This window comes from Williamsia sp. z34 (assembly GCF_059553395.1).
Genome location: NZ_JCANWW010000009.1, coordinates 45,601 through 58,087, shown reverse-complemented (window position 1 = coordinate 58,087; position 12,487 = coordinate 45,601). Strand labels below are relative to the sequence as shown.

The window sequence follows — 12,487 nt, the reverse complement described above, 5'->3', positions numbered from 1 at the left end:
CACCCTAGACCCGACGGCCGAACGCTACTCGGCCACTCGGACCGTCGAGCGAACAACCATCTCCGCGACGTCTTCGTCTGACATCGCACTGCCCGGAATCAGCATGTAGGAGTACACGACCCGAACCATGAACTCCGTTGCGCGTCGCGCGTCGGGGATGAGTGCGGCCTCCAGCTCCGGCTCGGCGGTGAAATTTCCGACACTGTTCGCCACGATGATGTCGACGATGGTGGTGGCCGCATCGCGATCGGGCCCACGGGCGACGATCGTGGCGATGATCTCTTCCGGCTCGTTGCGCAGAACGTACTGCAGCGCTTCGTGTTCCCGGATGTACGCCAGGACATTGACGATCATCGTGGAGACCTTGGCGGCCGGGTCGGTCTCCGAGGCGATCCATCCCGAGATCAGGTCACCGAGGCTTTCGACCTCACGTTCGACGATCGCCTGAACCAGCTCGTCGCGGCCCCCGAACATCCGGTAGGCGGTCGCTCGGCCGACACCGGCGTGCCGCGCCACAGACGTCAGGCTCAGCGCCCGGGAGCCGAAACGCTCCACGACGGCGATGGCGACGTCGACCATCCGATCTCGATCCATACCCCTGAGATTAGGAGGTCACCGCTGGTTCTGGCGATTGTGGACGGACTCGGCCGCGGCGACGGCTGATCGCCACTCCGGCCAACGCCATCGCGCCACCGACCAGTCCGAGCAGCGTCGGGACCTCACCCAGGAAGATCCAGGACAGGACGATCGCGATCGCGGGCACCGCCAGCGTGGTGGCCGCCATCTTTCCGGCATCGGTCCGTGAGAGGGCATACGCCCAGGTGAGGAATGCGATGGCGGTGGGTCCCACGCCGAGGAAGATCACTCCCGCGATTGCCCCGGTCGAGGCCTCCGACAGTTCGGAAACGGCCTGCGGGGCGAAGGGCAGGGTGGCCAGGAGCCCGGCGACGCATCCCACCCAGGTCGCGGTGACGGCATCGACTGTCCGCAGCGCCACTTTCTGCATGAGCACGCCGATCGCGTAGAGCACTGCGGTGATCAGCCCCAGGATGATCCCGAGCCGGTCATTGTTGCTGCCTCCGGACCCACCGAGCGCGATCAGGAGCACGCCGGAAAATGCCGCCAGGATGCCGATCACCAGTTGCCGCGGAAAGCCCTCGCCCATGAAGAGGCCGGCAAAGACCGCCACCAGGATCGGGGCGAAGTTCACCAGTAGGGCCGCGGTCCCGGCATCGAGATGCTGTTCGGCCCAGTTGAGGAGCACGGTGTAGCCGGCGAACCAGACCAGCCCGTAGCCGATGACCAGCAACAGCGCCTTGCCCCGGGGAAGCGGGCGGCGGTAACGCAGGGCGATGATCACCAGGACAACCGAACCGACACCGAGCCTCGCCACGGTCATCGGGCCGGGGGACAAGCTCTCCCCGACGAACCGGATGACCACAAACGCCGATGCCCAGAGCAGGACGGTCACCGCGGCGGCGACCACCGCCAGGTTGTTCGCCAGTGCTGCCCTCACGACCTGCCTGCTTTCATGACTCCTACTTTCACCCATGCCACCCGTAAGCACAAGTGACTTTTCCTTGTTGTCATTTCAGTACGGCTGTACATTGAGGGGATGTTGGACGTCCATCGTTTGCGAATCTTCCGAGCCGTGGTGGCTGCCGGTTCCATCAACGAAGCGGCCACAGCGCTCGGATACACCCCGTCGGCGATCAGTCAGCACCTGACGGCCCTGCAGAAAGAGACCGGCCTGACGCTGATGGAAAAGGATGGCCGGGGCATCAAACCCACTGCGGTCGGGCTGACGGTTGCCGGTGAGGCCGCCAAGGTTCTCGAGCGTCTTGCCGAACTCGAATCCCTGGTCGCCGACCTGCGCTCGGGTCGGGTGGGCAGTCTGTCCGTCAGCTATTTCTCCTCGGCGGGCGCCGCCTGGATCCCCCCGATCATCGCGACGCTCACCCGCGAATACCCCGACCTGCGAGTGGATCTGCGGCTGGTCGAGTTGGCACACGACAATTCGGGTGACCCGGACGTCGAGATCTATGTCGAGGGCGCCGCCTCCACGTCGCTGCGTGGCTACGACGTCGAGCAGCTGCTCGCCGAGCCCTATGTGGTGGTGCTGCGCGACGACCATCCGCTCGCCGGACGCGAACAGATCGACCTCGATACCCTGCGCGACGAGCAGTGGGTCGACAACGACGTCTCCCGCGGGCCGTGCCGACAGGCACTCCTCGACGCCTGCTCGGTGGTGGGTTTCAGTCCCGGCTTTCACATCGAGACCCACGACTATCCGACCGCGATCAGTTTTGTCGCGGCCGGTGTCGGGGTCACGGTGCTGCCCGCCCTGGGCGCTGGGATATTGCCGCCGGGCGTGGTCAGTCGGCCGCTGATCAACCCGACCCCGATGCGGACCATTTCGGTACGAACGCGTCAGGCCGTCCGCGGCAACCCCGCGGTGCAGCGGATCCTCGAACTTCTACGCGAGCGCGTCGCGACTCCGCTGGCGGCCTGACCCATGCCGGCCCCGAGTGTGGTGAGGTGACTCATGGCCAACAACCAAGTATCCGGTGCGGTGGATCGAGCCACCGACAGCAATCTCTTCGAGCGGGCCGCACGTGGCGGCCACGTCGTCAGCGGGCTATTGCACCTGCTGATCGCCTACATCATCCTGCGGCTGGCGTTCGGGTCCGGCGGCAGCGCCGACCAATCAGGGGCCCTGGGGACGCTGTCCGACAAATCCGGCGGCGCGGTGGTGCTGTGGATCGCCGCCGTGGCCTTCGCCGCCATGGCACTCTGGCGCATCGCCGAGACCATCGTCGGCCAGCATGCCAGCGAACCGGGCAGCGGCGATTCGGGCATGTCCGGGCTCTTCGATCGCGCGAAGTCAGCCGGTGTGGCGGTTGTCTACATCGGGTTCACCATCTCGGCGGTGCAGTTCGCCCGTGGCAGCGGCCAATCGAGCGGCAAACAGAACGCCGGCCTATCCGCGCGGCTGATGGAGAACACGGCAGGTAAGACTTTGCTCGTGGTGGTCGGACTGATCATCATCGCCATCGGCGGATATCACATCTACAAAGGCGTCACCAAGAACTTCCTCGACGACCTCAAGATTTCCGAAAGCTCCGTCGTCACCCCGCTGGGTGTCGTCGGATACACCGCGAAAGGGTTGGTCCTGGTGGGTGCCGGGATCCTCGTGATCGTCGCGTCGATCAAGTCGGATCCGTCCAAGGCAACCGGGATCGACGGTGCGGTCAAGACCCTCGGCGAGGCACCGTTCGGCCAGTTCCTGTTGGTTGTCGCAGCACTCGGGATCGCCGCCTACGGCCTGTACAGCTTCGCGATGGCCCGCTACTCACGCATGTAAACCCAAAAGTGTGCCCTTTTGGCGGCCCCCACCTGGGGTTTTGTTCGCCAAAAGGGCACACTTTCGGTGTCGGGGGGGCGGGTCAGCCCAGCTTGCGCAGGCGGGGTTCGAGATCGTTCTGGAAGTTGGTCAGGAACCGGGCCTGATCGTGGCCGGGGGCATGGAACACCAGGTGGTTCAGGCCCGCATCGGTGTACGCCTTGACCTTCTCGACGGCCTCGTCGGGATCGGAGGCGACGATCCAGCGCTTGGCGACCTGCTCGATGGGCAGCTCGTCGGCAAGGCGCTCCATCTCCGTCGACGAGTTCACACTGTGCTTCTGCTCCGGCGTCAGCGACAGCGGCGCCCAGAAGCGGCAGTTCTCCAGTGCCAGTTCGGGATCGGGGTCGTACGAGATCTTGATCTCGATCATCCGGTCGATGTCCTCGAAATTGCGCTCTACCTTCTCGGCACCTTCCTTCACCGCCGGGATCAGCTTCTCGGTGTAGAGCTCCATGCCCTTGCCCGAGGTACAGATGAAACCGTCACCGCTGCGACCGGCATAGCGGGCCACCACCGGACCACCGGCGGCGATGTACACCGGCACCGGCTGCTCGGGGATGTCGTACATGTACGCGCCCTGCGTCTTGTAGAACTCGCCGTCGAAGTTGACCTCTTCACCGGTCCACAGCTCACGCATCAACTTGACCGCTTCTCGCAGCCGCGCGAACCGCTCCTTGAACTCGGGCCATTCACCCTGGAATCCGGTGGCGTATTCGTTGAGTGCCTCACCGGTTCCGACACCGAGCATGATGCGCCCCGGATACATGCACGCCATCGAGGCGAACGCCTGGGCGATGACCGCCGGGTTGTACCGGAATGTCGGGGTCATCACCGAGGTACCGATCTGCACCCGGTTGGTGCGCTCGCCCACCGCGGCCATCCAGGCCAGCGAGAACGGGGCATGGCCTCCGTTGTGTCGCCACGGCTGGAAATGGTCCGAGACCGCAACCGAATCCATGCCGTGCTCTTCCGCGGCCACCGCGATCTCGACCAACTCACGAGGATTGAATTGTTCCGCCGAAGCCTTGTACCCGAGTCGCAAAACCACCGTGTCTCCCTCGTCACTATGTGCACCTTTGATTCCAGTTGACCACAATGCGTCGGCGGGAGCACCCACAGGCCGATGAGAACAGCACCTCACCAGCGGTTTGACTTCAAGCGAACTTTAACTTCTACAGTTGACGGCATGAGCATGGAGTCAGTGGCCTGGAGCACGATGTACCGGTCGGCGAACGGGCCCGACCTCGACCGGGAGAGGCAGCGGGGCAACCGAGGCGTCACGGTGCGCCGAATCCTGGCGTTCGCCACGCCACATCGGGGCAAGCTCGCCGTGTTCATGATCCTGAGTGTGGTGGTCGCGGTCCTGACCGTGCTCACGCCGATCCTGGCCGGGCAGGTGGTGAACCAGGTCGTCGACGGGGGTGTCGCGTCGACCGTGGTGTGGCTGTCGGTTCTGATCGCACTGATCGCGCTCGCCGAGGCCGGGGCCGGACTCGTGGTGAGCTGGTTGTCGTCCACCATCGGCGAGGGTCTGATCTACGACCTGCGCCGAGCGGTGTTCGACCACGTCCAGAAGATGCCGGTCGCGTTCTTCACCCGGACCCGGACCGGCGCCCTGGTGAGCCGACTCAACAACGATGTCATCGGTGCGCAGCGGGCGTTCTCCGACACGCTTTCGGGGGTGGTGTCCAACATCGTCACGCTGACACTGACGGTTGCCGTGATGCTGACGATCAGCTGGCAGATCACCCTGCTGACACTGATCCTGCTGCCGTTGTTCGTCGTACCCGCCCGGCGCATGGGCAAGCGGATGCAAGCGCTGTCCCGGGAGGCCGCCGAATACAACTCCCTGATGTCCACCCAGATGACCGAGCGGTTCTCGGCCCCGGGCGCGACCCTGGTCAAGCTGTTCGGACGCCCCGACCACGAATCCGACGAGTTCGCCATCCGGGCCGACAAGGTCCGGGCCATCGGCGTCCGCCGCTCACTGGCCCAGAGCATCTTCGTCACCTCGCTGACACTGGTCTCGGCGCTGGCACTGGCACTGGTCTACGGCCTGGGCGGCTACCTCGCGGTCAACGGACATCTGGACGCCGGCGCCGTGGTGTCGTTGGCCCTGCTGCTGACCCGGATGTACGCACCGCTGACCGCACTGGCCAACGCCCGGGTCGAGATCATGAGCGCAGTGGTCAGTTTTGAGCGCGTGTTCGAGGTCATCGATCTGCCGCCGCTGATCACCGACAAGGACGACGCCGTGACCGCCCCGGCCGGACCACAATCGCTGACCTTCGACCACGTCCGTTTCGCGTACCCGTCGGCCGACAAGGTCTCACTGGCCTCGCTCGAAGAGGTCGCGATCCTCGACACCCGTGGCGGCGAAGAGGTCATCCACGATGTGTCGTTCACGGTGCCACCCGGCAAGATGGTCGCCCTCGTCGGCAGTTCCGGCGCCGGGAAGTCAACGGTGGCACAGCTGGCCACGCGGCTGTACGACGTCGACGAAGGTTCGATCCTGCTGGGCGGCACAGACATTCGGGACATCGAGAGCGGATCGCTGCATCGCTCGATCGGGCTGGTCACCCAGGACGGACATCTGTTCCACGACACGGTCCGCGCGAATCTGTTGTTCGCCGGCCCCGACGCCACCGAGCAGGACATCTGGGACGCGTTGCGCCGCGCCCGACTCGACGGCTTGGTGGCCGGCCTGGCCGACGGCCTCGACACCGTTGTCGGAGAGCGGGGATACCGCCTTTCCGGCGGTGAGCGGCAGCGCCTGACCATCGCACGATTGCTGCTGGCACAACCGTCCGTGGTGATCCTCGACGAGGCGACCGCTCATCTCGACTCCACCTCGGAAGCCGCGGTGCAGGAAGCACTGGGCGAAGCGCTGGCCGACCGGACATCAGTGGTGATCGCTCACCGACTGTCGACCATCCGGGCGGCCGACGAGATACTCGTCCTGGAAGAGGGCCGCGTGGTCGAACGTGGCACGCACCTCGATCTGCTCGCGCGTGGCGGGCGTTACTCCGAGCTGTATCGAACCCAGTTCTCGGACAACAACTCCGCGCCGGTCAAGTGAATACAGCCACCCCTCAGGGCCGCACACCCGCCTCGGCGAAACCCTTCAGCGCAAACTTGTTGTAGCGGACTGTGACGGGCAGCTTCCGGTAGATCGGATCGATGGCCCGGACGGCAGCACAGAAGCGCCGGTAGTTGCGTTCCTTCCGGTCACTCCACGGCAGGTTCAACTGGCGACGCGAACGCGGCGGCAGTCCCCCGGTGGTGATGAATGCGGCAAACGGATTCACGATCGGTGAGATCAGCTTCCACACAAGCGGATTCATGCCGGGCGGCAACGGATAACCCTTGGTGACGAAACCGACGCCGTAGCGCGCCGTCTTGTGCGGGACGAGGACATCGTCGACCATGTGGTCCCAATACGCCACGAAGTCGGCGTACGTCGCCGGAACCGGCCGTTCGCTGACTCCGTAACGGCGATACCAGGTGACCGATTCGGCGTAGATCTGTTCCTTTTCGGCATCGCTGAGCTTTTTGATGAAGCGGTCGGTGGCCTGCAGGACGATGTCGACAAACGTCGCATGCGCCCAGTAGTAGGTCTCCGGATCGAGCGCGTGATAGCGCTCGCCATCGGGCATTTTTCCCTTGATGTCGAGGTGGAAATCGCGAACCGTCGGGCCGGCACTCGAACCCTCGGGGGCGTAAACGGTGCCGTAAATCCCCGGTAACGAACGCTTGATGCGGGCAAAGGGATCGGAGAAGAACACCGAATGCTCCAACACGGCCTGGCCGAGTTCGGGCAGCATGTTCTCGAGCACGCCGGGCCGCGGACCCAGCAGTGTGACCCGGTTGTCACCGAAGTAACGCCAGGTCAGAGAGCCCGGGCCCAGTGGTGCGCCAACGATCTCCGGGCGCGCATCATCGGGCTCTGACGTGGCGGCCGCCGTGTCGATTGCGTCGGTCATGAATCCGACGTTAGCAGCGATGGAACAGATTCGGAAGTTTGTGCCAACAGTTGTCAGCTGACACCGCGTAACGGGGCCTGCCCGCCACGCGCGGCCGTTGCGACCGCGTCTTTGGCGAACCGCGCCGCCATCGCGATCGCGCGCAGCGACTCGGGATGGCGCCCCGCGAGCGCCGGGAAGGCGTGAACCTGCCAGGCATAACTGTGCATCTGCGACGTCACGCCGGCTGCGGCCAGCGACTCCACCAGCTCCAGCGCGTCCGGCTCGAGCATCTCGTCCTCGGCAGTGATGACGATGGTCGGCGGGAACGCGTGGTGCGGTACATCCACGATCCGCCTGGCCCCGTCGAGTTCGTGTGGGCCCTTGTCGAATTGCGGTCGCAGTGCGGCCAGTTTTCGGATCGGGAGGTACGCGTCGCTACGACTCGAACGGTCGGGATTCGCGCCGAGGTCGAGGTCGAGCAACGGCGAGAACCCGAGATAGGCCGTGGGGGAGGTCAATCCGTCACGATGGGCAAACTCGACGATCTTGCCTGCCAAGAACCCGCCGGCCGAATCACCCGCCACCACAACGTGTTTGTACCCTCGTTCGACAACCAGTTCCCGATAGGCCTGATAGGCGTCGGCCACGGACGTTCCCACGCCGGCTTCCGGAAGTTGCCGGTACGCAAGCGAATACACCGGCAGGTCAGTGTCCTGACACAGCCGCCCGGCGATCGCCCGATGTGTGGCCAGACCACACACGACCAGGGCCCCACCGTGCAGATACAGCACGGCGGCAGTTTCATCACGACCACTCGGGCGGGCCGGCACCGACAATTCCACCGGTCGGCCGGCCAAGGTGATCTGCTCGCGCGCCACAGTTCTTGCCTTCGGCCCGAGGGCGAAGATCTCGTCGATGAGGTAGAGCGGTCGCAGCCCCAGGGCCCCGATGGGCCAGAGCGCGAGGATCGGCTTCACGAAGAGCCGCGAGCCCATCCAGATCGGGTACGACCGCAGGCTCGGCCGGGCATGTCTAGTCACTGACATCTCGAGTCCCCTTCGCGGTGACCAGGGCAAATCGTTGTGATCAGTGAATTCTAAACAAACCTCTGGCGAAGTTACACCGCCCGCCGAGCAATAGGTCCGACCTGGATATGCCTGGCGACGGGCCGATGTGGTCTCGTTGCACCGTGAGTCCACGACTGGACTGCAACACTTGTTCGGACGAATGTGGACAGAAAGGCCCTTGGTGACAGCTCCGACCCTCGCGCAGTTCAGCAGGTCTGCGCAGGCACCAGCCGCACGGACCCTCATCGATGTACTGACCGAGACCGCGTCGGCACATCCGGATGCGCCGGCCATCGATGACGGCGACACGATTCTGACGTACGCCGAACTGATGGATCTGGTGAACGAAGGTGCGGCCTGGCTCGGGACGCGAGGGATCGGGCGCGGTGATCGTGTCGGAATCCGGATGCCGTCGGGGTCCCGTGAGCTGTACCTGGCAATCCTGTCGACCCTCGCGGCCGGTGCGGCCTATGTGCCGGTCGATGCGGACGATCCACCGGAGCGGGCCACCCTGGTGTTCGGTGAGGCCCGGGTGGCGGCGGTTCTGGGCGCCGACGGCTTGAGGCGGCCCGCCGATCTCGGTCTGTCCGGCGGTGCGGGCGTTGCGAACCCGACCCCGCCGACCATCGGGGACGACGCCTGGATCATCTTCACCTCCGGCTCCACCGGCACGCCGAAAGGTGTGGCCGTCACCCACCGCAACGCGGCGGCGTTCGTCGACGCCGAGGCCATGCTGTTCCTGCAGGACGAACCGCTCGGTCCCGGCGACCGGGTGCTGGCCGGGTTGTCGGTCGCCTTCGACGCGTCCTGCGAGGAGATGTGGCTGGCGTGGCGGCACGGCGCCTGCCTGGTCCCCGCGCCCCGCTCGCTGGTGCGCTCGGGCATGGACCTGGGCCCGTGGCTCGTCCAGCGTGACATCACCGTGGTCTCCACGGTCCCGACGCTGGCCGCCCTCTGGCCCCCGGAAGCCCTCGAAGCGGTCCGGTTGCTGATCTTCGGCGGTGAGGCCTGCCCGCCCGAACTCGGCGAGCGGCTGGCCGTCGACGGACGCGAGGTGTGGAACACCTACGGCCCCACCGAGGCGACCGTGGTGGCGTGCGCCGCCCGGCTCGACGGCAGCCGGCCGGTCCGGATCGGACTGCCGCTGGCCGGCTGGGATCTGGCCGTGGTCGACGGAGAACAGAAACAGGTCGACGTCGGTGAGATCGGCGAGCTGGTGATCGGCGGGGTCGGACTCGCCCGCTATCTGGATCCGGTCAAAGATGCCGAGAAATACTCACCGATGGAGACCCTGGGCTGGGAACGCGCGTACCGCAGCGGCGACCTGGTCCGGTTCGAGCCCGAAGGCCTGGTGTTCATGGGCCGCGCCGACGATCAGGTCAAGGTGGGCGGACGCCGCATCGAACTCGGCGAGGTCGACAACGCCCTGCAACATCTCCCCGGGGTCGCCGGTGCGGCCGCGGCCGTCCGGAAATCGGCGGCAGGCAATTCACTGCTGGTCGGATACCTCGTCTCGACCGACCCTGATTTCGACGTGGCCCGGGCCCGCGATCAGCTCACCGATCGTTTGCCGGCCGCGCTGATCCCGCGCCTGGTGCTGGTCGACGACCTGCCCACCCGAACCTCGGGCAAAGTCGACCGCGACGCACTGCCCTGGCCGCTGCCCTCCGGTGACGGCGAGGCCGCCGGCGGCGACCTCAGCGCGACCGAGGCCTGGCTGGCCGGGCACTGGGCAACGGTGCTCGGCGTCGGTATCACCGACGCGAAGGCCGACTTCTTCTCCGAAGGCGGCGGCTCGCTCGCGGCCGCCCAACTGGTGACCGTTCTGCGCCAGCGATTCCCCACCGTCACCGTCGCCGACCTCTACGACCACCCCCGGCTCGGTTCACTGGCGCAGATGCTCGACGACCTCAACCCGGGCGCGGTGGTCGAACCGCGGATCGTAGAGCCGACCCCGCGCCGAACCGGACTGGCCCAGGTCGCGCTGTCCGTACCGCTGACCACCTTGACCGGTCTGCAGTGGGCGACCTGGTTGGCCATCGTGAACAACGTCCTGTCGGCGGCCTTCGACGCGCCTTGGATCCATCCGATCAACTGGTGGATCGTTCTGGCCGCCTTCATCATCTTCATCACCCCGCTCGGCCGGATGCTCACCGCCGCGGCGGGCATCCGACTGTTGCTGGCCGGGGTCCGCCCCGGTGATCATCCCCGCGGCGGGTCGGTGCATCTGCGGCTGTGGATCGCCGAACGCCTGACCGAGGCCAGTGGTGCCGCGAATCTCTCTGGCGCGCCCTGGATGATCTATTTCGCCCGTTCGCTCGGCGCCCAGATCGGCCGTGACGTCGACATGCACACGTTGCCGCCGGTGACGGGCATGATCACACTCGGCGACGGCTGCTCGGTGGAGCCGGAGGTCGACCTGTCCGGCTGGTGGATCGACGGGGACGTGGTCCACATCGGCGAGATCGAGATCGGTGCCGGCACCAGTATCGGTTCGCGATCAACGCTGTTGCCGGGAGCGAGAATTGGCGCGGGCGCCGAGATCGCACCGGGTTCGGCCGTGATGGGCCGGGTCAAGGGCGGCCAACGCTGGGCCGGTTCGCCTGCGGTCAAGACCGGTAAGGCCCAGCGCCCCTGGCCGGAGGAACGGCCCGCGAGGCGCAGCTACTGGGTGCCTGTCTTCGGGGTGTCGTCGGTGTTGCTGGCCGGGGTTCCGCTGGTGTCCCTGGCTGCCGGTCTGACCATCATCGGCAGCTGGGCAGGCGGTGCCCACGACCTCGAGTCGGTGACGCTGCGCGCGATGGCACTGCTCCCCGCCGCGACCCTGCTGAGCCTGCTGGTGTTCGCGGCGCTCACCGTGGTCCTGGTGCGGTTGATGTCGATCGGAATGCAGAAGGGCTATCACCCGGTGCGTTCCCGCGTCGGGTGGCAGGTCTGGGTGACCGAGCGGTTGATGGACTCGGCCCGGACCTTCCTGTTCCCGCTCTATGCCTCCCTGCTGACCCCGCTCTGGTTCCGGATCCTGGGCGCCGACATCGGCAAGGGCACCGAGATCTCCACCGCCCTGGTGATCCCGAAGTTCACCACCGTCGGCGACGGCGCGTTCCTGGCCGACGACACGATGGTCGCGTCGTACGAACTCGGCGGCGGATGGATGCACATCGACGAGGCCAAGATCGGCAAACGTGCCTTCCTCGGCAACTCCGGCATGACCGGCCCCGGCCGCAAGGTCCCGAAGAACTCCTTGGTCGCCGTCCTGTCGGCGACACCGAGCAAGGCGAAATCGGGATCGAGCTGGCTGGGCAGTCCACCGGTTCGCCTGCGGCGGTCCGCGGCCCGCACCGACACGTCCCGGACATTCGATCCCCCCACGAGACTGAAGATCGCCCGCGCGACGGTGGAGACGATGCGACTGATCCCGGTGATGGTCAGCTTCGGCCTGGGATTACTGGTTCTGATCGCCTTGCAGTACGTCGTCGTGGAGACCAACTATTACGTGGCGGCCCTCGTCAGCGGGCTGGTGCTGCTGATTGCCGGCGCCGCCGCCTGCTGCATCGCCGCCGCCGCCAAATGGATTGTCGTCGGCCGCATCCGGGCCACCGAATATCCGTTGTGGAGCTCGTTCGTCTGGCGCAACGAACTCTCCGATGCCTTTGTGGAAACGGTCGCCGCGCCCTGGTTCGCGAACGCGGCGACCGGAACACCCATCCTCAACGTCTGGCTGCGGATGCTCGGCGCCCACATCGGCAAGGGCGTCTGGTGCGAAACCTACTGGCTACCCGAGGCCGATCTGGTGACCCTGGGCGACGGCGCCACCGTGCAACGCGGTTGCGTTGTCCAGACGCACCTCTTCCATGACCGGGTGATGGCCATGGACGAGGTCGTCCTGGGGCCCGGCGCCACACTCGGACCACACTGCGTCGCGCTTCCGGCCTCCGGGCTGGGAGCCGGTGCCACCGTCGGACCCGCCTCACTGGTCATGCGAGGCGATGTGGTCCCCGATTCCACCCGCTGGCAAGGGAATCCGATCGCACCGTGGAACTAGTGCT

Annotated in this window: 9 protein-coding genes; 4 read left to right on the top strand and 5 right to left on the bottom strand. The window is 66.2% G+C overall.

Annotated features, from left to right (window positions below; all coding sequences use genetic code 11):
* Window positions 1-24: 24 nt before the first annotated feature.
* The gene (locus AC51GT_RS20570) at window positions 25-594 is read right to left on the bottom strand and encodes a TetR/AcrR family transcriptional regulator (protein WP_496329997.1); all 570 of its coding nucleotides are present in this window, start codon (window positions 592-594) and stop codon (window positions 25-27) included.
* Window positions 595-604: 10 nt separating this feature from the next.
* Window positions 605-1,552 (bottom strand): DMT family transporter, encoded by a 948-nt coding sequence (locus AC51GT_RS20565; protein ID WP_496329996.1) that lies wholly within the window; start codon window positions 1,550-1,552, stop codon window positions 605-607.
* Window positions 1,553-1,615: 63 nt separating this feature from the next.
* Between AC51GT_RS20565 and AC51GT_RS20560 the strand changes: the two genes are divergently transcribed.
* Both AC51GT_RS20560 and AC51GT_RS20555 read left to right on the top strand, forming a co-directional pair.
* Window positions 1,616-2,512: a LysR family transcriptional regulator gene (locus AC51GT_RS20560; protein ID WP_496326815.1), complete on the top strand. Its 897-nt coding sequence runs from the start codon at window positions 1,616-1,618 to the stop codon at window positions 2,510-2,512.
* A 33-nt stretch (window positions 2,513-2,545) separates the two neighbouring features.
* Window positions 2,546-3,364, top strand: coding sequence for a DUF1206 domain-containing protein (locus tag AC51GT_RS20555; RefSeq protein ID WP_496326814.1), 819 nt, complete (start codon window positions 2,546-2,548; stop codon window positions 3,362-3,364).
* Between the two features lie 82 nt (window positions 3,365-3,446).
* Here AC51GT_RS20555 and fgd read toward each other — a convergent pair whose 3' ends face one another.
* Entirely contained in the window at window positions 3,447-4,454 is a 1,008-nt protein-coding gene (fgd, locus tag AC51GT_RS20550; RefSeq protein ID WP_496329995.1) for a glucose-6-phosphate dehydrogenase (coenzyme-F420), read from the bottom strand.
* A 138-nt stretch (window positions 4,455-4,592) separates the two neighbouring features.
* Here fgd and AC51GT_RS20545 point away from each other — a divergent pair, with 138 nt between their 5' ends.
* Complete coding sequence (locus AC51GT_RS20545; protein WP_496326812.1) at window positions 4,593-6,485, top strand: ABC transporter ATP-binding protein; 1,893 nt, start codon at window positions 4,593-4,595, stop codon at window positions 6,483-6,485.
* Window positions 6,486-6,498: 13 nt separating this feature from the next.
* Here AC51GT_RS20545 and AC51GT_RS20540 read toward each other — a convergent pair whose 3' ends face one another.
* Both AC51GT_RS20540 and AC51GT_RS20535 read right to left on the bottom strand, forming a co-directional pair.
* On the bottom strand, window positions 6,499-7,389 hold the full coding sequence (locus tag AC51GT_RS20540; RefSeq protein ID WP_496326811.1) for an oxygenase MpaB family protein: 891 nt from the start codon (window positions 7,387-7,389) through the stop codon (window positions 6,499-6,501).
* A 53-nt stretch (window positions 7,390-7,442) separates the two neighbouring features.
* Entirely contained in the window at window positions 7,443-8,417 is a 975-nt protein-coding gene (locus tag AC51GT_RS20535) for an alpha/beta hydrolase (RefSeq protein WP_496329994.1), read from the bottom strand.
* A 181-nt stretch (window positions 8,418-8,598) separates the two neighbouring features.
* On the opposite strand from AC51GT_RS20535, the gene AC51GT_RS20530 reads away from it, so the two are divergent.
* A complete protein-coding gene (locus AC51GT_RS20530) occupies window positions 8,599-12,483 on the top strand; it encodes a Pls/PosA family non-ribosomal peptide synthetase (RefSeq protein ID WP_496329993.1) in 3,885 nt (1,294 codons plus the stop codon).
* Window positions 12,484-12,487 lie beyond the last annotated feature (4 nt).